Annotated in this window: 16 protein-coding genes, 1 pseudogene and 1 CRISPR repeat array (1 of these 18 cut by a window edge); of the genes and pseudogenes, 6 read left to right on the top strand and 11 right to left on the bottom strand. The window is 53.7% G+C overall.

Going from position 1 to position 21,207, the window contains the following annotated elements; genetic code table 11:
- Window positions 1–21 precede the first annotated feature (21 nt).
- A complete protein-coding gene (locus tag G5229_RS03860) occupies window positions 22–372 on the top strand; it encodes a TusE/DsrC/DsvC family sulfur relay protein (RefSeq protein WP_019446869.1) in 351 nt (116 codons plus the stop codon).
- 111 nt (window positions 373–483) lie between these two features.
- On the opposite strand, the gene G5229_RS03855 is transcribed toward G5229_RS03860, so the two are convergent.
- The 3 genes from G5229_RS03855 to G5229_RS03845 form a co-directional block, all read right to left on the bottom strand.
- A complete protein-coding gene (locus G5229_RS03855; protein WP_421208563.1) occupies window positions 484–1,398 on the bottom strand; it encodes a Gfo/Idh/MocA family protein in 915 nt (304 codons plus the stop codon).
- A 128-nt stretch (window positions 1,399–1,526) separates the two neighbouring features.
- Window positions 1,527–1,778, bottom strand: a complete 252-nt coding sequence (locus G5229_RS03850) for a hypothetical protein (RefSeq protein ID WP_421208561.1) — start codon at window positions 1,776–1,778, stop codon at window positions 1,527–1,529.
- 187 nt (window positions 1,779–1,965) lie between these two features.
- Window positions 1,966–2,916 (bottom strand): transposase, encoded by a 951-nt coding sequence (locus tag G5229_RS03845; RefSeq protein WP_421208560.1) that lies wholly within the window; start codon window positions 2,914–2,916, stop codon window positions 1,966–1,968.
- A 504-nt stretch (window positions 2,917–3,420) separates the two neighbouring features.
- Here G5229_RS03845 and G5229_RS03840 point away from each other — a divergent pair.
- The 3 genes from G5229_RS03840 (at window position 3,421) to G5229_RS03830 (ending at window position 8,520) form a co-directional block, all read left to right on the top strand.
- Window positions 3,421–4,920 (top strand): histidine-type phosphatase, encoded by a 1,500-nt coding sequence (locus G5229_RS03840; RefSeq protein ID WP_421208558.1) that lies wholly within the window; start codon window positions 3,421–3,423, stop codon window positions 4,918–4,920.
- Between the two features lie 376 nt (window positions 4,921–5,296).
- On the top strand, window positions 5,297–6,064 hold the full coding sequence (locus G5229_RS03835) for a hypothetical protein (protein WP_421208556.1): 768 nt from the start codon (window positions 5,297–5,299) through the stop codon (window positions 6,062–6,064).
- Entirely contained in the window at window positions 6,061–8,520 is a 2,460-nt protein-coding gene (locus G5229_RS03830; protein WP_421208554.1) for a DEAD/DEAH box helicase, read from the top strand. Before G5229_RS03835 ends, G5229_RS03830 begins: the two co-directional genes overlap by 4 nt.
- 101 nt (window positions 8,521–8,621) lie before the next feature.
- Here G5229_RS03830 and G5229_RS03825 read toward each other — a convergent pair whose 3' ends face one another.
- The 4 genes from G5229_RS03825 to G5229_RS03810 form a co-directional block, all read right to left on the bottom strand.
- Window positions 8,622–10,946, bottom strand: coding sequence for a YgiQ family radical SAM protein (locus G5229_RS03825; RefSeq protein ID WP_421208553.1), 2,325 nt, complete (start codon window positions 10,944–10,946; stop codon window positions 8,622–8,624).
- A gap of 224 nt (window positions 10,947–11,170) precedes the next feature.
- Window positions 11,171–11,947, bottom strand: coding sequence for a beta cell expansion factor BefA (gene befA / locus G5229_RS03820; RefSeq protein WP_323912847.1), 777 nt, complete (start codon window positions 11,945–11,947; stop codon window positions 11,171–11,173).
- Window positions 11,948–12,160: 213 nt separating this feature from the next.
- Window positions 12,161–13,600, bottom strand: a complete 1,440-nt coding sequence (pyk, locus tag G5229_RS03815) for a pyruvate kinase (protein ID WP_421208551.1) — start codon at window positions 13,598–13,600, stop codon at window positions 12,161–12,163.
- Window positions 13,601–13,774: 174 nt separating this feature from the next.
- A complete protein-coding gene (locus tag G5229_RS03810; protein WP_005347620.1) occupies window positions 13,775–14,632 on the bottom strand; it encodes a MurR/RpiR family transcriptional regulator in 858 nt (285 codons plus the stop codon).
- A gap of 344 nt (window positions 14,633–14,976) precedes the next feature.
- On the opposite strand from G5229_RS03810, the pseudogene glk reads away from it, so the two are divergent.
- A pseudogene (glk, locus tag G5229_RS03805) lies at window positions 14,977–15,948 on the top strand (glucokinase); the annotation flags it as partial.
- 363 nt (window positions 15,949–16,311) lie between these two features.
- Entirely contained in the window at window positions 16,312–17,328 is a 1,017-nt protein-coding gene (locus G5229_RS03800) for a tyrosine-type recombinase/integrase (RefSeq protein WP_421208549.1), read from the top strand.
- A 39-nt stretch (window positions 17,329–17,367) separates the two neighbouring features.
- Here G5229_RS03800 and G5229_RS03795 read toward each other — a convergent pair whose 3' ends face one another.
- The 4 genes from G5229_RS03795 to G5229_RS03780 form a co-directional block, all read right to left on the bottom strand.
- The gene (locus tag G5229_RS03795; RefSeq protein ID WP_236269204.1) at window positions 17,368–17,784 is read right to left on the bottom strand and encodes a phage N-6-adenine-methyltransferase; all 417 of its coding nucleotides are present in this window, start codon (window positions 17,782–17,784) and stop codon (window positions 17,368–17,370) included.
- On the bottom strand, window positions 17,781–18,326 hold the full coding sequence (locus tag G5229_RS03790) for a Rha family transcriptional regulator (protein ID WP_421208547.1): 546 nt from the start codon (window positions 18,324–18,326) through the stop codon (window positions 17,781–17,783). The genes G5229_RS03795 and G5229_RS03790 overlap by 4 nt, the downstream gene beginning before the upstream one ends.
- Before the next feature lie 230 nt (window positions 18,327–18,556).
- Entirely contained in the window at window positions 18,557–18,784 is a 228-nt protein-coding gene (locus G5229_RS03785; protein WP_421208546.1) for a hypothetical protein, read from the bottom strand.
- The gene (locus G5229_RS03780; protein ID WP_421208545.1) at window positions 18,781–19,098 is read right to left on the bottom strand and encodes a hypothetical protein; all 318 of its coding nucleotides are present in this window, start codon (window positions 19,096–19,098) and stop codon (window positions 18,781–18,783) included. Before G5229_RS03780 ends, G5229_RS03785 begins: the two co-directional genes overlap by 4 nt.
- A gap of 1,617 nt (window positions 19,099–20,715) precedes the next feature.
- A CRISPR array of direct repeats spans window positions 20,716–21,207; the repeat unit is 29 nt (it continues 3,201 nt past the right edge of the window).

The raw sequence follows: 21,207 nt of genomic DNA, 5'->3' as shown, positions 1-21,207 counted from the left end.
CCCCATTAGCGAGGAGCCCCCATGTCTGCGTCCGAAAAACATCAGCTGGAATTCAACGGCCAACTCATCGAGACCGATGCCAAGGGCTACCTGCTCAACAGCAACGACTGGAGCGAGGAGCTGGCGCTGGTACTGGCTGCGCAGGAGGGGATCACGCTTGAGGAGCCGCACTGGGAAGTGGTGCGCTTTGTGCGCGCCTTCTATCTGGAGTTCAACACCTCCCCCGCCATCCGCGCGCTGGTCAAGGCGATGGAGAAGCAGTACGGCCCCGAGAAGGGCAACAGCCGCTACCTCTACAAGCTGTTCCCGGAAGGGCCCGCCAAGCAGGCGACCAAGATTGGCGGCCTGCCCAAGCCGGTAAAGTGCATCTGATCCCATGCATCTCATCCCATAACAACGGGGGCCGCAACTGCGGCCCCCGTTGTTTTTCATGCGTCTTTCTCACGCACCGCGCATTCATGCCACGCGCACTTCCAGCCAGCCTTATCCCCGCTTGTCAGCCAGCACGACCAGCTGCTCCGCCAGCCGGTGACCGTGCAGGTAGGAGGCGATCAGCTCGCTATCCGCCTTGCCGATTTCAACCTGCTGATACCAGTGCGCCAGCATGGCGGCAAAGCCGCGCTGGGCCAGCACCGGCTGCCAGTCGTTGGGGCTAAGCATCTCGGCCTGCTTATCGCGGGCGATGATGCCGCGAGTGCAGTTCTCAAGGTGCAGGGAGAGGTTGTCGCCGTAGGCATCGATGCGCTCCTCGGTGATCCCGGCGCTGCGGTTCATGCTGCCGCTGATGGCACGATCGCCGCTCTGCCAGCTGACGCTTACCCCAGCCAGCAAGCTGTTGTCCTTCGTATCAGGTCGCAATACCGCATGAAAGTCGCCGCCCGGCACGCCGCCATAGAAGCAGAGGCTGTCGAGCACATGGATAAAGTCGTCGAACAGGAAATCCCGCGCCTTGCCCGGCAGAGCGAAGCGGTGTTTTTGCCAGTTAAGCTCGGTGAGCGGCTGGGCACGGGCAGCATCCATGGCGGGCAGATAGCGGCGGTTAAAGCCGGTAAAGAGGGCGCAATCTTGCGCAATGGCGAGGTTGGCCAGTCCCTCGGCCTCGGCCAGATTGTCGCACAGGGGCTTATCGACAAAGGTAGGGATCCCTGCCCGCAGGCACTGCTCGACCAGCTCGCGGTGAACGGCGGTAGCGGCGTGGATCATCACGGCGTCGGGGCGACTGGCCAGCATGGCCGCCACATCGGTAAAGCACTCGGCGACCCGATACTGGCGGGCCAGCTTCTCCAGCACCGCCGGATTGCGGGTACAGAGCAGCGGGGTGACCCGCTCGTCACTCGCCAGCAGCGGCAGATAGGCTTTTTGGGCGATATCCCCCAGACCAATCATGGCAATGCGCATCTCAACTCCTTTTCACTCGATAACGGGACAAGCGGATAACTGCCCGCACCATCGCAGGATTTGTCCCGCAGATCCAGCCTGCCGTTAGCAAACTGGCTGGCGTACGCAGCCCTGTGCAAACGGCGACGTTATTTGGGCATGGCAAGATCGCAGACCGACTTGATCACCTCGGCCAGCCACTCGATGGCGAGATTGCCCTGGCTTTTGCGATGTCTGCCAACCACCACCTCGAACGGCTGCGGCGCCCCGGCCAGCTCCAGCATGCGAAAATCGCCGAGGGTGGCGATGGCCGACGGAATGCAGGCCGCCACGTCATTGACCGACATAAAGGCTTGCAGCGAGGTGTAACAGGGGAGCGTCGCCGAATCAAATTGGGACACCCACCTTTTTGAGCAAGCCACTATCAGGCTACTTGCAGGCCCAATAAGGGGTGTGTATCCGAGCTGATGCCTGCAAAAGTAGGCTGGTGGGAGAGATTGTCAGGTTTAGAAAGCAACAGCCCCTGCACAGCCATTTATTGGACTATGTGCAATACCCGGAGCTATCAGCAGGGTGGATGCAAAGCTATCACAGCCTTGGTTGATGGCATCGTCGCTGGCCACAGTGGCGGGCAAACTGCTGACATTGATATCTGTCCCCCACCACTCTGATCCCTTGTCGCCTGAACAGCGTCACCTGCTTCAACCAGCGAACAGCATCGAGTCCCAATCGTTCCAGAATGGGTCCAAATTGGGCCGGAATATGACCCCGCTTGTCGGGCCGAATAGCACGACCAGTCCAATCAACCAGCATCAGGTAGTCGCTGAAGGCATAAGGCAGCTCTTCAGGCTTACCCTGGCGGGCAAACGGCAGCAAAAGTGGTGGCAAAACCTCAGTAGTAGCAGGCGCGTCAAGGCGCTGTTTGATACTGGTGTATTCACTCTGCTCTGGCCGATCGGTCAACGCAGCTCGTATCGGATTGAGGTCAACATACGCCATACAGGCCAACAAGGCGGATTCGGTGAGCAAAGCCTGACTCTTGAAGCGCCCCTCCCAGAAATGGCCCTTGCAACCATCTTCCTGATTGGCCTGACGGGCCAGATTTTCATTGAGTAGCCGAATAAACCAACTTATGGAGTGAAGCCGCTCCCGCCATTGGGCCAGCAATTGCTGCACGACAGCCAGTTCAGGCTCGATCAACGTCTCCCCCTGATACCAGCGCCTGACCAAATGCGGCCACTGGAGTAGCCCCGCCCAGCGCTCAGCCACCTCCCGCTCACTCCAGTTGGCTGCGGTATCGGGCTCCACCTTGAGCACCAGATGATAATGATTGCTCATCACCGCATAAGCACAAATGCCAATTGCAAACAGCCGCGATAGTTGCCCCAACTTGTCGACCACCCACTGACGCCGATGCTCATAACTCTGGCCAGAATGGGCATCGTCACCACACAGAAAGGCTCGCCGCACACAGCGGCTGACCACATGGTAGTAAGGCGTATCCTGCAAGCTGATTTGACGTGAACGGGCAATGGTCATGGCACATCCCTCAACGGTGACCTCTTAAGTCAAGAACAGCCCTACGCCACTGTCAAAAAGGTGGGTGTCCCGAAAAAAATGTTATAAAAACTATCTGGTGCAGAGTCATAACGAACCCGGCGTCCAGCTCTATAGCGCAGCCATTTCTACCAAGGCGGCAAACCTGCAAGTGACCCATACCCGCATGTTCGATGCCTTATTGGCGTGGTATTGAGCAACCCTTAATTGGCAATCTTCAATTGGCCTCCCCCCTTTGGATCAAGATGGCGGGGCAGGAGGTAAGACAATAAGCCCCCATCCCAAACGCGCTCACTGACCACTCAGCCGTGACCGGCGCAGTGGTTGGTTGAGCCTCTATTGCCCTCCCTATAGCCATCCTCTATCCCTCCCCTTGCTTACTGCTTTATCAGAAGTCATCAGCCTGTCATCTGGCTGACATCCCGTGGTCATTTTCAAGTCATAGAGTTTTTCACTTATTTTTCATATGGATAGATAAGGAACATCATGACTTTCCCGCGCTCTTCTTATGTGGCTTTGGCCGTCTCGCTGGTCTTGCTTGGAGGCTGCCAGTCAGAGAACGAATCGTCTGCCGACAGCCAGGGCAAAACCGCCTATCAATACAGCACCAAAGCGGTCTACAGCCCGCAGCAGCAGGCGGAGAGCTACGAGCCAGCGCCCCAGGGGTTCAGCCCGGTCTTTACCGAGATGGTGGCGCGCCACGGCTCGCGCTCCCTCTCCAGCCCGAAATATGACGTGCTGACCAAGCTGGTCTGGGAAGAGGCGCAGCGTCAGGGGGCGCTCACCACTCTCGGGCAGGGGCTGGGAGGCAAGGTCGATCTGGTGACGGCCGCCAACCAGAAACTGGGCTATGGCCTGCTCTCGGCGCTGGGCAAGGAGGAGCACGCCAATCTCGCCACCCGGCTGGCGGCGCGGCTGCCGACCCTGCTCAACAGCAGCGAGCCCCACTGCATCAAGGTGGTCACCTCGGGCAAGGACAGGGCCAACGAAAGCGCCTTCTACTTTATGGAGAGCCTCAAGCGCGACGTGAACTATGTCAGCGACTCGGCGCAGTGCTACCTCACGCAGGATGACCCCTCGAAGATCGACAAAAAGCTGGTCAACAAGTTCGAGCTCTACTTCCACAAGACCACGCCCGAGGGGGATTACGCCCGCTACCTGCCCGCCTATGAGAGCTACCAGCGCTTTATCGGCGACGAAGATGCCGCAATCGCCCCGGCCCCCGAGCTGGCCAGGGCGCTGGATCAGCTTAAAAACCTGAGCAAGACCAAAGAGATGGCCCGCAGCATGCTGGAGCGTATCTACAGCAAGGGGTTTGTCGACTATCTGGCGGGCGGCGTCGAGTTTGTCGCTATCAACCCGGAAGATGGCGGCATGACCTATGTGCGCGACGAGGTGGATGCCGCCCTGATGCTCTACAACCTCTTTATCATCGGCCCCGGCATGATCCGCGAAGCGCAGGCACAGGGCAGCGAACCCTGGGCGCTGGAGCAGTTCCTGACCCCGGAGGAGTCTGCCTGGTTCTCCTACCTCTCCGATGCGGAAGATTTCTACGAGAAGGGGCCGAGCTTTGCCAACCAGAATGCCCCCTACGCCATTGCCCAGCCGCTGCTCGACGGCCTGTTTGGCGAGGTGCAGCGTCAGGTGGTAGAGGGCGAGCAGAGCCGACGGGCCACCCTGCGCTTTGCCCACGCCGAAGCCATTATCCCCCTCGCCGCCCTGATGAAGCTGGAAGGGAGCCGTCAGGGGGCCAGCCCGGATCAGCTGTTCAGCCAGCAGAACAACGAGTGGCGCGGCGGCTGGGTCTCCCCCTATACCGCCAATATTCAGTGGGATATCTACCAGAACGGGCAGCGGCAGGTGCTGGTCAAGATACTCTACAACGAAAAGGAGATCGCCTTTAAAACGGGCTGCCAGCCCTACCGAAGCGGCAGCCACTACTACGACTTCGAGGAGCTCAAGCGCTGCTACGGCTATAACGGCTAACCCTTCGCGCGCCGGATATGGCAATCACCAGGGGCGGCCAGCAGGTCGCCCCAATCCACTCCCCTTCCCTGCTTGTCAAAGCGAGATATGGCTATCAAGCCGCCTTCCGGCTCCATTTGCTGATCAAGCTCAAAAAACGATTAATTTCTGATAGTTAAGTCATTTTAAGGCTCGCCTCGGCAGTTTCGTTTGGCTTACCATAGCCATCCAGAACCTGTTGAGCTGCGATGGGTTGCTGCCCTCGTTGGTCAATGGAGCATATTGGAAGCTGTAATCCACGGGCGGTAGCCTGCAATTTGGCTGCACAGCACCTTGTTAAGAAGGGTGGGTGTCTCAGATTTCTTAATTTTTGGGCTTATTAAGTAAGGATTTAATTTTGATTATTCCTGAAATTAAAAGGTTTTCTAACAATGTTGAATTACATGTATTAGATTTCATTAATTTAACACCAGAAATCACTAAACAAATAGATGACCAGTTAGTCCAAATATGTGAGGGAGATAGTGACTCCGATCTGGATTTGGTTAAGTCTAATTTTCTCAAATTCCTCGAGACCAAGGATGAGCGAACTAAAATAGGAGCTGTTGCAGAGTTTTTTGTTCATTTATATTTAAGGCAAATGAAATTAAAGCAAGAATTTCTATTTTTCAATCTTGAGGAAGGATCAATAAAAAAAGGATTTGATGGTTTCTTTTCCAGTGAAACAGAAGAATATCTAGTTGAAAGTAAATCAGGATTGGCCTCTACAGTTGGAATTAGCCACAAGAATAAAATAAAAGAAGCATACAGTGACATATCATCTGTAATAGCTGGAGATAGTAGAAAAAGTAAAAATAACCCATGGAGAAACGCTTATAACCATGCATGCCACGCGGATGTTGGCACTAGCAAAACGATTAGAAAAAAAATTAAAGAACTATCAGATCTTTTTGATAACGGTGAGTTTGGAAAAGTAGATAAGTTTAACATCATCCCATGCTCAAGTATCTTTTTGATGAACGGTTGGGATTCTAATTTCTCTCATCAAATATTAAGAACTGATGATGTTTTTTTTGAATCATTAACAGCTAAGTCAACGAAAGCTATCTGTATAACAAAGGCAAGTTATAATTCATTCCTGCTATATCTTAGAGGTGAATCGTGAGCAATTCAGATACGTTAACTTGGTTAAGTAAAGATTCACGTTTTTATGAAATAAATGAAAAATTAGCTAATAACATTAACTTAAATGAGAAGGAGAGCACATATGCATTATCAGTTGCCATTCTTCTAATTAAAGAGTTTGAAAGAGATAGAAGGAGAGCTTCTTTCTTGGAGTTTGGATACTTCTTAATCCTATCATACTCATTACAAAGTAATAATTACACTCCGTTATTTGATCTAAGTACTAACCTGGGATTTTATCCTATCTCTAAGTTCATTATAGATAATGGCCTTATTGAAAATAGCTTTTCTAATGAACTTGTAGCCAATGGACTGAAAAAATTCAAATACAATGATATAACAGAGACACTAGAGCAAAACAAATATAGAAATCAATTAATTGAAAGTAGTGCAAATGATAATTGTTATATAGCACCGACATCATTTGGTAAAAGTGCAATGATAGTGGAACTCATAAAAAATATAACATCAGGAAAAATATTCATTATCGTTCCAACTAAGTCACTACTCACTCAAACCTACAAATTGATAAGCTCTTTCTTTACAAATAGAAAAGTAATTTTCCATGATGAAATGTATGATGGCGAAGATAGTTTCATAGCTGTATTTACTCAAGAACGAGCGCTACGACTTTTAAAAAGTCAAAATAATATGCAGGTTGATGTTCTATTAATTGATGAGGCTCATAATCTCTTTGAGTCATCATCTAGGAGTATTCTATTAAGTCGATTAATTCGTAGAGTTAGAATGAGAAAATCAGACTCTCACCTCTATTATTTCTCACCATTGATAAATGATAGTAATAACTTGAAATTTGAAGAGCAGCAAAGGATAGAAACAAGAAAAATTCAATTCAATATTAAAGAACCTGATATTAGTGAATTTAGATTGGATGGTTCTGTATACAAATACAATCGTTTCCTTAATGAATTTTTTGAACAGCAAGAGAAAACCACCGTCTTTTCTTATATTTTTTCCAATGCAAAAAGTAAAAATTTCATTTATCTAAGAGCACCTAAAAAGGTTGAAGAATTTGCAGGACTTTTAGCAAACCCCCTGACGTTTTCAATCACTAAAGAACTAGAAGAATTGGCCCAAGTTATATCGAAAAATGTACATGAAGACTTTTACTGCGTTGAATTAGTGAAAAGGGGAATGCTGTATATTCATGGGAAACTACCTGACCTGATAAAAGAGTATTTGGAGTTTAAATTCCGTACTATAAACGAGCTGAACTTTATAGTTGCAAACTCAGTAATCCTTGAAGGCGTGAATTTACCTATAGATAATTTATACATTTTAAATACACACTCCCTAGGTGCAAAAGAACTCACCAATCTGATTGGTAGAGTAAACAGACTTAATGAGGTATTTAGTGGTGACGCCCCTAACCTTTCTAAATTAAAACCCTCCGTACACTTTATTAACACTGAGGAGTTCAATAAAAAAAATAGCAACATGAGTAATAAAATTAAGGAGTTAAAGGCAGGACGTATTAATGATGATGAAGTTAAAAACCCAACATTACTAAATTTTGACATTACGAAATTTGAAAACATAATTGATACATCAACTAATTTAGATTCCATCGATGCAGCTATAAAGGCAAAAGAAAAAGCCTTATCTATCATTGAAAGGGAAAATTTTTTAACTGAGCTACCAAGCTCAGAACTAGAGAGATTAAAAATTCTCTTTTTTGAGTCAGGATTGCATTTAACATATATTGATCCAGATGATGCATTTGATGAAATAACGAATAATGTTAAGAGTATTAAAGCACATCCTAACTTTGTTGATATGGATACAATAGAGAAGTTATATCATATTTTCATCTCTGGATTTGAAAATAAAATCCTTGATCAATCATTTTCTCGCCTTAAAAATGAAAAAGCCCAAAATTATTACCGGTCGTTCGTCAAAAATATTCACACGCTAACCCTTAAAGAACATATTAACTCAACAGTCAGATATTTTTATAAAAATGCAACCGATACCGGCAATAATTTATTTTATATTGGTCGTTCATATGGTGAAGTTAACAAGGATGGCAACACTAGCGGCACAAGGACTTATATAGATTTATCGACGAAAAATAAAAAGGAATTGGTGAATTTAGCTCTAGTTAAAATTAAGATGGAAAGTGACTTTCTTTCATATAAACTAAATGAATATGTAGCCATATTAAAAGAGTTTGGCATTGTATCCGAAGATGAATACAACATGTTTATTTATGGTACAGTTAGGAAGGCTAGCACTAATTTAACAAGGTTGGGGTTAAGCGGTGCGATAATAAGAAAATTTGAGCTGGATGGACAAATAAATAATATAGAAATCGATTCTTTTGGGCATGTTTTTGTTAACGATTCCTTTATGGAATATCTTAATAAACAAGATGATTTAGTACAGTTTGAAATTAAGAAGTATCTGGCTTTATAACCTATCATAGGTGATAACTTATTTATATCGCTGTATTTAAAATATAAAAAGGCGACCATCTGGTCGCCTTTTTATTTCTATCGTTTTCCAGTCAGGAAAACTCACCGCGCCGGTCGCTTGGCACCATTTCCTTTGGCAGCTGGCTTGCCGCCCTGAGCGGCGGGTTTGGCAGAGCCTGCGCGGGTTGGCGCCTTGCCCTTATGAGCGGGTTTTCCGGCAGGTTTACCCTTACCAGCATTCTTGCCTTCGCCCTGTGCGGCCGGTTTGCCGTTGCCAGCGCCTTTCTGCAGCTGGGAACCCACCGGCTTGTTGCCTGTGCCATTGCCACGCTGGTGACTGATGTTGCTATGGCGAGTCAGGGCCGGTTTCATCCCCTTGCCGCTGGCGGCGCGCTCGTTGCGCCCTTCCGCAGGCACCAGACAGCCGGGGCCACTGCCAATCAGGTGGCCCTTGCCCATGGCGAGCAGGGCTTCGCGGATCATCGGCCAGCCAGCCGGATCGTGGTAGCGCAGCAGCGCCTTGTGCAGGCGGCGACGGCGCTCGCCCTTGGCGACGAAGACATCGCCACCGGTACGGCTCACCTTGTTTAACGGGTTTTTCTCCGTGTAATACATGGTGGTGGCGTTGGCGAGCGGCGACGGGTAGAAGTTCTGTACCTGATCGAGCTTGAAGCGGTTCTCTTTGACCCAGAGCGCCAGATTGATCATGTCTTCATCTGTGGTGCCCGGGTGGGCGGAGATAAAGTAGGGGATCAGGTACTGCTGCTTGCCGGCCTCTTTGGAGTATTTGTCGAACAGCTCCTTGAACTGGTAGTAGCTGCCCATGCCCGGCTTCATCATCTTGGAGAGCGGCCCCTCTTCGGTGTGTTCCGGCGCAATCTTGAGGTAGCCGCCGACGTGGTACTTGGCCAACTCCTTGATATAGCGGGGATCTTCCACCGCGATGTCGTAACGCACGCCGGAGGCGATGAGGATCTTCTTGATCCCCTTGAGGTCGCGCGCCTTGCGATAGAGGTTGATGGTCGGGCTGTGGTCGGTGTCCATATGCGGGCAGATGGTGGGCCAGACACAGGAGGCGCGACGGCAGGTCTGCTCGGCCTTCGGGCTCTTGCAACGCAGCTTGTACATGTTGGCGGTGGGGCCGCCGAGATCCGAGATGACGCCGGTAAAGCCCGGCACCTTGTCGCGGATATCTTCGATTTCCTTGAGGATCGACTCTTCCGAGCGGCTCTGGATGATGCGCCCTTCGTGCTCGGTGATGGAGCAGAAGGAGCAGCCGCCAAAGCAGCCGCGCATGATATTGACCGAGGTCTTGATCATCTCGAAGGCCGGGATCTTCTCGTTGCCATAGGCCGGGTGCGGCACCCGCTGGTAGGGCAGGCCGAATACGCCGTCCATCTCCTCGGTTTCCAGCGGGAAGGCGGGCGGGTTGACCCAGACGATGCGATCGCCGTGAGCCTGCGACAGGGCGCGGGCACAGCCGGGGTTAGTCTCGTGGTGCAGAATGCGCGAGGCGTGGGCGTAGAGCACCTTGTCCTCTTTCACCCGCTCGAACGCCGGCAGCTTCACATAGGTTTTTTCCCACGGCTTGGGTTTGGCCGGCTGCACCAGCACGGGCTGGGCTTCCTGCGCGGCAGGTGCCGATTCGGTCGCATCGTCAGAGCATGGGGCCCCTTCCATATAGGGGTTCATGATGGGATCGATGCGGCCAATCTGGTCGAGCTTGCTCGAATCCACCCCTTTCCAGCCCGGCAGCGGCTCCTTGCGGATGACGGCAGTGCCGCGAATATCCTGCATGGTCTCGATGGTCTCCCCCGCCGCGATGCGGTGGGCGACTTCCACCAGCGGCCGCTCGGCGTTGCCGTAGATGAGGATATCGGCCTTGGCATCGAGCAGGATGGAGCGGCGGATGGTCTCGGACCAGTAGTCGTAGTGGGCGATGCGGCGCAGGGATGCCTCGATGCCACCGATGACCACCGGCACCTCTTTGAAGGCTTCTTTACAGCGCTGGGTATAGACCAGAGTCGCGCGATCCGGCCGCTTGCCGCCCACATCCCCCGGGGTGTAGGCGTCGTCGTGGCGCAGCTTTTTGTCGGAGGTGTAGCGGTTGATCATGGAGTCCATGTTGCCCGCGGTCACCCCGAAGAAGAGGTTCGGTTTGCCCAGACGCATAAAGTCATCCTTCGATGACCAGTCCGGCTGGGCGATGATGCCGACCCGAAAACCCTGCGCTTCGAGCATCCGGCCGATGACCGCCATGCCGAAGCTCGGGTGATCCACATAGGCATCCCCCGTCACCAGAATGACGTCGCAGCTGTCCCAACCGAGCTTGTCCATCTCTTTGCGGGACATGGGCAGGAAGGGCGCCGTGCCGTAGCACTCGGCCCAATAGCGGGGATAGGAGAAAAGGTTGGTAACCGGCTGCATTTTAACCACCTGGAACAATTCGGGTCGCGCATTATACCGGTTGCGGCCAAGGGGAGCGATGGCTTTTTGTCCCCAGCATTCGCACGGGAAAAGGCGCTTTGCCATCCAACACCCGCATCACGCCACCACAAACAAGCACGCCCGCAGGATGAGTGCGGGCGATCTTTGACTGCAACTGCCGCACGGTGAGCCGGGCAAATGCCGAGGGCTCACCGCCTGAATGGTTACTGACTCAAATCCTTGTCGATCCAGTATTTGGAGCCGGAGATGTTGGCATCGAACAGCAATCCCTTCTCGCCGATCTGGTAGATGGCCATGCCGCCGTTGTATTTGGCGGTGAGCTCGGCGCTCTCCTTGCCAGCTACCACACCCACTTCGGAAGTGGCCTCCCAACCCTGGGTCACGAAGGCATCGAATCTGGCCTTGTCTTCAAACAGGATCACCTGCTGATAGAACTTGCCACCGATACCGGCCGCCAGCCCCGCGCCAAACATCTTCATATAGGTGTGTTTGCCACTCTTGCGATTGATGGCCACCCCGGCGCCCTGATTGGTATGCAGCATCAGGGAGAACTTGCGCGAATCGAATACTGCGTAGCCATACGCCTTGTCAAACAGCAACTTGGCTGAAGGCTGTTCATTGAACAGGCGCACCAGTGCCGTGTCGGCCATGGTGTTGAGCGCCACCCGCGCCTCCTGCGGGGTTTTGGGCTCCAGCATCTCGTCGAGCTTCTTGTCGGCTACCTTCAGCCACTCCTTGCCAGTGGCGATGCTCTTGTCGGTCCAGACCCCGGCGGTATTGAACGCCTCTTCACCCCAGGCAGAGATGGAGGCCCAGCTCTTTTTGGAGAAGTCGCTGACATCCTGCCATACCTCCTTGCTAGTCTCACTCACGGCGGTGCCGAGATCGGCGGCGGCAGCCTTCAGTTTCTCCCAGTCGGCATGGCTGGGTGACACCACCAACGTCAGTGACAGGGCCAGCAACCAGTTACGCTTGTTCATTTTTTCACTCCCGTATTGTCGAGTGTCTGGGTTACCCGGTGCGATCCCCTACAACGGGCTACCCGGTGAAAATCACTCCCGCATTATCGGAAGGGGAATCCGGTTAAGCAATCATTGAGTCCTGTTTATCCCGCCAAAGCGCGACAGCCGTTAATAAAAAGGCTGCTCATCAGAGAGGAGCAGCCTTGTTGAACACTGTGAAACCGGACGGGCTTATTCGACCATCATCACCTTGCAGGTGTTGGTACTGCCGACGGTTTCCATCTTGTCACCGTGGGTCAGCAGTACCATGTCCCCGCTTTGCAGCAGCCCCTTCTCCTTGAGCACGGCCAGCGCGTCGCGGCACACTTCGTAGACCGGTTTGGTCTCGTCACCGTCGAACAGCACCGGGGTCACACCACGGTAGAGGTTGGCCCAGGCCAGGGTCTTGTTGTGGGGGGACATGGCGAAGATCGGCAGACCGGAGCTGATACGGGACATCAGCAGCGGAGTGGTGCCCGATTCGGTCAGCGCCACGATCGCCTTGACCCCTTCCAGGTGGTTGGCTGCGTACATGGTGGACATGGCAACCGCCTCTTCCACCGAGGTGAAGGTGTAGCTCATGCGGTGGTTGGAGACGTTCAGGCTCGGGTGCTTTTCGGCACCGACACAGACGCTCGCCATGGAGGTCACTGTCTCGATGGGGAACTGACCGGCTGCTGTTTCGGCAGAGAGCATCACCGCATCGGTACCATCCAGCACGGCGTTGGCGACGTCCATGACCTCTGCACGAGTCGGCAGCGGCGCGTTGATCATCGATTCCATCATCTGGGTAGCGGTGATCACCACACGGTTGAGACGACGGGAGTGACGGATCAGCTTCTTCTGCACGCCAACCAGCTCGGGGTCACCGATCTCGACGCCCAGATCGCCACGGGCAACCATAACGGCATCAGAGCCGAGGATGATATCTTCCATCGCTTCGTCAGTGGCGACGGTCTCAGCGCGCTCGACCTTGGCCACGATCTTGGCATTGGAGCCAGCTTCGCGAGCCAGCTCGCGGGCATAACGCAGGTCATCGCCGCAACGGGGGAAGGAGACCGCCAGATAGTCCACGTTCATGCGGGCAGCAGTCTTGATATCTTCCTTGTCCTTCTCGGTCAGCGCCGGCGCGGAGAGACCGCCCCCTTTCTTGTTGATGCCCTTGTTATTGGAGAGCGGGCCAGCCACGGTGACAGTGGTCAGAATACGTGTGCCTTCGACGCTCTCTACTTTCAGCTGCACACGGCCATCATCCAGCAACAGGATATCGCCCGGCACTACATCGTTTGGCAGGCTCTTGTAGTCGATACCAACCTGCTCCTGACAGCCTTCACCCTTGCCTAGGGCTGCATCCAGCACGAACTTGTCACCGATGGCGAGATAGATCTTGCCATCCTTGAAGGTGGATACACGGATTTTCGGGCCTTGCAGGTCACCCATGATGGCAACGTGGCGGCCGAGCTTGGCAGCAATGTCACGCACCTGATTGGCGCGCTGGATATGATCTTCAGGAGTGCCGTGAGAGAAGTTCATCCGCACCATGTCGGCACCAGCGCGGATAATCCCTTCGAGGATCCCTTCGCGGTCGGTGGCCGGACCAAGTGTGGTTACAATCTTTGTACGTCTAGGCATGAAAGACTCCAATATGAAGTTGAGATAACTTGAGATTCTGCCCCATCAAACCGATGGCTCGATGCACCCGCTTGCAAACCATCCGGGTGGTTTTTGTTATTAAGTTACAATACCACATCAAGACTACACCAAGGAGGGTGGCATAGACAGTCGGGGGCCAAAGCCCCCGACGATTCAGGAAGAGTGTGGTGTTTCAAAGCGGGATTCGCGCAATCCCTCTTTTACCTTCTTCAGGTTTTCACGAAATTTCATCCCCCGGCGCAGGGTAAATCCGGTTGCCAGCACATCCACCAGCGCCAGCTGGGCGATGCGGGAAGCCATCGGCATGTAGACATCGGTATCTTCCGGCACATCCATGGAGAGCACCAGGTTGCACTCGCGCGCCAGTGGGGAATCCTTGGCGGTCATGCCGATGACGGTGGCGTCGTTCTCGCGCGCCAGCGCGGCGATCTCGACCAGCGCCTTGGTGCGGCCGGTATGGGAGATCAGCACCACCACGTCCCCTTCGCTGCTGTTGATGCAGCTCATGCGCATCATGACGATATCGTCAAAGCTCACCACCGGGATATTGAAGCGGAAGAACTTGTTCTGGGCATCGCGGGCAACGGCTGAGGAGGCACCAAGACCAAAGAAGCTTATCTTCTTGGACTGGGTCAGGATATCGACACAGCGGTTGATGGCCGAGATATCCAGGCTGTTCTTGGCTGCATCCAGACAAGCCATGGTGGATTCGAAGATTTTGGCCGTGTAGGTATCGGGGCCGTCTTCTGCTTCCACATGACGATTGACGTAAGGAGTGCCATTGGCCAGGCTCTGGGCCAGATGGAGTTTGAAATCGGGGAAGCCTTTGGTATCGAGGCGACGGCAAAAACGGTTGACGGTCGGTTCACTGACGTCGGCCATTTTGGCCAGGGCGGCGATGCTGGAGTGGATGGCGGTCTGGGGAGACGCCAGGATCACCTCGGCAACCTTGCGTTCTGATTTACTGAAACTTTCCAGGTTGTTCGTAATTTTATCAAGGGTATTCATCATCACCACCAGACGTTTTTGTAATTTAGCTTCAGTGTCTTTGCACTAAATCTACGGCTAAGCAGGTTTCCAATCAAGCTGATGACTATACAAGACAAGCGGTTATCGCAACTAACGCCTGCCGTACAAAGTATGACTCATCTCTAATTATTTCGTACTTTTCGTTACAAAACGTCACCTCACTGTGAAACCGCTTACAAATGTTGCAAAGCAACAACACTGTGAGCAGGCGCACGTTTGTATCGATCCGGCGGGTGAGTGAGCCTGAGCTCGGATAGAATGGGCCGTCATAATCCAACAATAATGTCGGGACACCACAGTCGTCCCCATCCTGTAACGAAGGAGTTGTTATGCAGCATACCCATGCGCTGGTCGGCGATGTCGGCGGTACCAATGCGCGTCTGGCCCTGTGTGAGCTGGCCACCGGTACTATCTCTCAGGCAAAGACCTACTCAGGTCTGGCCCATCCCAGCCTTGAAGCCGTGGTTCGCCTCTATCTGGAGGAACACAAGGTCGAGGTGGCTGAAGCCTGCATCGCCATCGCCTGCCCCATCAATGGTGACTGGGTCGCCATGACCAACCACAGCTGGGAGTTCTCCATCAGCGAGATGCAGAGCAATCTCGGGCTGGCGCGCCTGCAAGTAATCAACGACTTTACCGCGGTCTCGATGGCGGTACCGGTATTGGCCGAATCGGATCGCATCCAGCTGGGCGGCGCCGCACCGGTAGCTGGCAAACCCATCGCCATCTATGGAGCGGGCACCGGCCTTGGGGTTGCGCATCTGGTCAAGGCGGGCGATCAGTGGTTGAGCCTGCCGGGCGAAGGGGGTCATGTGGATTTTGCCGCCAACACCGAAGAGGAAGATGCGGTGCTGCAGGTGATGCGTGGCGAACTGGGCCATGTCTCGGCCGAGCGTTTCTTATCCGGCCCGGGCCTGGTCAATCTCTATCGCGGGCTGGTGAAATCCGATGGTCGTGAGCCGGAGCCGTTCGCCCCTAAAGACATTACCGAACGTGCGCTGGCGGGCGAGTGTCTGGATTGCCGCCGCACCCTGAGCCTGTTCTGCGTGCTGATGGGCCGCTTTGCCGGCAACCTGGCGCTCAATATGGGTACCTTTGGCGGCGTCTATATCGCAGGGGGCATAGTGCCGCGCTTCCAGGAGTTCTTCACCAGTTCCGGTTTCCGGGTTGCCTTTGAAGACAAGGGCCGTTTCAAATCCTACCTCAAGGATATTCCGGTATTCCTGATCACCCATGAAGGGCCTGGCCTGCTCGGCGCTGGCGCTTACCTGCGCCAGTCGATGGGGATTACCATCTGATTGTAAGGTGGAGTGAAACTGAAACATCCGTGGTTCAGCATCGATTCAGTGTGGATGGCATATAGTAATGGCACGTAACCAAGAGGGTTGTACTTCACAAGGAGTGGAAAGCGACTCTCATCCGCTGGATACGTTTGTCACCTGACAAGCCTGAACTGTTTCAACCGGCCTTTTGGCCGGTTTTTTTTGCTTCAAAAGCAGTCACTTGTAACTTCGCTAACCCACCCTCATGACCACATGTGACCAATCTCATGGTCACAGCAACCTAAATGTTGTCTTGGTATCGCCCTTTATATACATTAAAACAGTCACCCGAATAATTTGATTTACTTTTCGGGTTATTGATGAACAAGGAGAGACATCATGGCAAGTTTCGACACACTGAAAAGTGGAACTATCAGAGTTCGTGTTTTGGTGAAAAACGGTTCAAAATCAGATAGATTACAGAAGACATTCCCTTCCATGGAGGAAGCAAGAGTGTGGGTCGATAAGGTTGAGTCAAGGAACGCAGTTGTTTGTAACGTGCCAGAGTCAGTGACTGTTGATGACCTGCACAAAGCACACCTACTAAGAGCTGTTGGGCCATCGACTATCGAGCGCGAAGAGGGCCACTATAAGCACCTCAAGCCAACATTCGGTAAGAGCATCCCAGAGCGACTGACCAAAAGCGATGTGGATAAATACATAGAGAAGGCATTGAAGACACGACACTGGAATACGATCCGCCGTGAGGTAATCTACCTCAAGTCGTTGCTCAAACGAGTGGAGTCTAACCCGCTTGCCAACCTCAAGGTAAAGGGCGAAAGCACATCAGTGAAGCGCCCTATTACCGCCTCGGATTACAAGGCGCTACTAGAAGCCACAAGGGAAAAGAACCGCTGGATAATTCGGCTCTTGATGGAGAGCGGCTGGCGGCGAGCAGAGATCTGGAGTTTGCGTCCCTGCGATGTGCGGCTAGAGGATAACATTGCAGACTTCCCCGATGCGAAAACACATGACGAACGAATGAGAACCTTTACCGATGATTGCCGACTCTTGCTGGAGCAAGTCATCAAAGAGCATTTGGAGAGTGGTCGTAAGGATACCGAGCGACTCTGCCGATTTAGTCGCCCTAATGGCATCAGTGTCATGTTCATTAGATCCCGCGAGAAGGCAGGACTTGGAGATCATGTCCACCCTCACAACTTCCGGCACGGCTTTATCACCAGGGCTCAGAACTTTTTCGGTCTAACCGTCTCGGATGTAATGATGTTCACGGGCCACCGAGATAAAAAGACCGTCATGCGCTACACACAACCGATGGTGGAGGTAGCGAGAGCCAAGATGAAGGGAGTCCGGCGAACCGAGGTTGGCCAAGTGAAAGAAGAAAATTGGGATTGACCATGCCAACAAAAAGCCCCTCGATTGAGGGGCTTTCTATTAGAACGAAGAGACGGCCTTCACCGGTAGCAATGGATCGTCATTGCAAGCCATGAGGGCGTCCCGCTCCACGTAGCTCGTCTGCATAGCGCCCCGACCGAAGGGGTGCCACACCAAGAACATGCTGCCCTTGTTGTTGCCTCGCGCCGGTTCGCCGGTCTCGGGGTGCAGGAAGGACAAGCGCCCGCCTGTTACAACCACCACCTCCTGACAAGTCGCCTTCGCTTTCTTGAACCAGCCGGTTGATTGGTCGAGCATGACCAGCATGACCGTCCCGATGCCTTCCGCTCTGGCCTCGTTCGCTGCGTCCACCCATGGGCCAATGTTGCTGTACGGCGGATTGCACCACGCATACTCCCCAGGCATAGCGAACCACGTCCACGGCGTAGCCAAGGAGTTGTGGCGGTCGCGGTTCATTGTGCCCCCAATGATAACGAGAGGCTCTGTTGCACCTCCCCTCGGAGTTGGAACTCTTCGAGAGCCAAGGTGCGCTTATCAACCCTGCGCTTTGCCAACCCGCGCCCGTGGATACTCCCCTCGTTTGCCGAGTCCATTGCGCGGAGAGTGTGATCGTTGATGCGCCGATTCAACTCGTCACGCTTGCGGATCATGGTTTCCATCCAGTCGAAGGCGTTGATGAACGCCTCTTTGAATGCGCCCGCTTTGGCTCCTGTAAAGCCCATGATAAGGAACACACAGCCGTTGCGAGTAATCAGGTACTGAGGTTGTATGTCGCCATTTTTATCAATGAAATCAGTCGGCTCAAAATTGCGACGACTAAAAACTTCACTGCATGGGAGCTGACGAATGGCTCGCAGCACGTTCTTGTGGCTCTTTCCAAAGATGTCCGCAATGATGCGAGAGTTGGTCACGACCTGATCGCCTTTGACCGAAACCAACGCGCGGAACACGCCCTCGTCCAGTTGGTCTTCCACGGTATTCGCTGTGACTTCAAACATGGTGAATCCCTTCAAGATGTAAGAGAGCCAAGTAGAGAATGCGCCAGTGCTTGAGGCGCATCACGACTAGGCTGTCGTCTGTTGTCATTCGGTTGCGCCGGTTGATGACCACCGGCACTTCCGGCCCTCTGCTTCTGGCCAAGCTGCGCTCTGCTTGCGCCATCGCCTCCAAGAAGTTGAGGCGCTCCACGCGCTTGGCCTCGACATGAAGAAGGGGCGTCCCCACTAGGTCAGCCCCTCCGGTCATTCGCTCGTTCACACCACCGCCGCCGCCCGATAACGGCGTCATCAGGTGACAGGCCCAAGAGAATGTTGATGCTGCCATACGACAGACCTTCCTCGATGCACTCCCGCAAACGGGCGTCCAGTTCATCCGTCCACTGGAAGGTGAAGGACGGGCGGTAGAACAGGTGCTTCTGGGTGACGAGGCGCTTCCAGTGCTCAAGGGTGGTGCTCATGCTGGGATCTCCTGCAATGAGGCCACCGGCACGGACACGACCGGCATCATCATCCCAAGCGGGTGATGTGGCAGGATGGGGAGTCTTGCTTGGGCCAAGTTGGTGAAGAACTCGTAACGCAAACTCGGGCCTTGATTGGAGACGAGAATGCAATGCTTGAGGGTCACACCACTGAGACCATGCGCGTGGCTCAAGATAGCCAAGTCGAGGTGAATGACCTCTTCGTTGGGCTCAACGTAGTAGATGAAGATGTCCACGCAGCCATCTTCGTTGAAGCCCGCGTAGGTGAATGGATGCCGCTCGGCCAACTTCATTGATGCCCGCATAAGTGAATGGATGCCGCTCGGCCAACTGGGTGAGCGTGACATCGAAGTACCCCTCAAGGGCACTGCGGGCCTGCTGTTTCAACATAACGATCCTTGTTAGTTATCCCGTTGCTTCATCGACCTCGCACACCTGTCGCAGATGAATTGCCACTTCGGGCGCTTCACGCACTTCTTGCAGAACAGGCATGGACGAGTCCAATAGTTGACCTTGAGAGGGGCGACAAACTTCGCGCCGTCAAACTCTCTGATGCCTTCGCGCACCAAGATCCTTTTGAGGGTGTCAACACACACACCTACTCGCTCGGCCTGTACTGGTAAGCTCTCTGGCGGTAACGAACGGAGCCAATCAAGTTGCTCGTTCGTCAGTTTGGTTTTCTTCGGCATAGTTCCCTCTCACACCAAGGCATAAAAAACATACCACACACTCATCCCGTTGCAACCTAAAAGAACATAAATGGGCTAGTGTATTTTTATGCAGCACGGCTAAAGGGTTAATGGGCGCGATCGAGACAACAAAACAAACAATCGTCTTTGTCTTTTGGTCAAAAAAATGCTACCCTCAATTCACTTCTTGGATCTCCTGAAAACCTCCGACTCCCTTACTTCACCGCTGGCGCGGTTCCGTAAGGTCGTGACTAAACTTCACTAAGTCAGGCAGGCGTTCTAAGGAGTCTTGGCTTCCTCTTGATTTTGAGAGACCTAAAATCCTCAAGAGATACAGAGGCCCAAGGCGAAGTGAATTGAAAAAGGGGGGGCCGCGTGTCCGCTGAAATGTCACTGGAAGAACGGCGTCAGTACGTCCGTGACAACTACCCAGATGTGGCAGAACTAATCAGACTCGCCCGCCTTCACTTCGGTGAGTCTGTCGAGATAGTGGTTACACTGGATGAACCAATAACAAAGGGGCCTTGAGCCCCTTTGTTTATTCCTCGATCCCCAGGATGTCGTTAACCGTTCGCAGCGGTAGGCAAAGCATTCGGGATGCGTCCTCCGCACTGTGGCCATCGTTGATTAGCTGGTAGACATTTGAGTACTTAGAGTTGTAGCTGGTCTCCATCCCAACGAGCGTGGGGAAGGGCGCCGCGCGAGATCAAGCTCAACATCTACATACGGTTCATCCCCACGGGTGTGGGGAGCTGCCTGACGTTGTGCTGGCGTAGCTGCCGGAATACGGTTCATCCCAACATGCGCGGGGAGCAGAACGGTGCGGATGGTGCGGGAGCCTTCGTTGACGGTTCATCCCCGCGTGCGCGGGGAGCAGGTGCGTTACTGACCCAGGGCGCGGCGAATGTCCGGTTCATCCCCGCGTGCGCGGGGAGCAGGCGAACGCGGTGTTGACGAACTCGCCAACCAGCGGTTCATCCCCGCGTGCGCGGGGAGCAGTATTGGGATGGCTGGCGTATGTCCGGACATCACGGTTCATCCCCGCGTGCGCGGGGAGCAGACTACGGCGCCAATGCTTTCCAGCAGTTCGGCCGGTTCATCCCCACGTGCGCGGGGAGCAGCCAAACATCGACAGCACTTGGCGGAATGCCCACGGTTCATCCCCACGTGCCCACGTGCGCGGGGAGCAGTCCAGATAGACAGAGATCCGTTTGCCCTCCTGCGGCTCATCCCCACGTGCGCGGGGAGCAGGAAGACAAAGACATCCTGGTCTATGTCATCAACGGTTCATCCCCGCGTGCGCGGGGAGCAGTCCACACGCCGACGCGACCACATGCAGGCGTTCGGTTCATCCCCGCGTGCGCGGGGAGCAGCAATGATGCCAACGGCGCCAAAGCTCCTGATACGGTTCATCCCCGCGTGCGCGGGGAGCAGAAGCGACAGCAACCCCCCTCCCTGCTGAGCGTCGGTTCATCCCCGCGTGCGCGGGGAGCAGGTTTGTGGCGCTGGGGCAGCAGCCAACCCGTGCGGTTCATCCCCACGGGTGCGGGGAGCGGATGGCGAAGCCGTCAATCTTCTTGGCCACGTACGGTTCATCCCCGCGTGCGCGGGGAGTAGCTGACAAAAGAGCTCCGACCGTTCATCAGCAACGGTTCATCCCCACGTGCGCGGGGAGCGGTGAATGTCATTGCGGCGAGCCTGCTCCTGTCGCGG

It is taken from the genome of Aeromonas sp. 602396 (assembly GCF_049173735.1).
Classification (GTDB): Bacteria; Pseudomonadota; Gammaproteobacteria; order Enterobacterales; family Aeromonadaceae; genus Aeromonas; species Aeromonas veronii_A.
The sequence above is the reverse complement of the archived record's forward strand: the minus strand, read 5'-3'. Positions and strand labels throughout refer to the sequence as shown.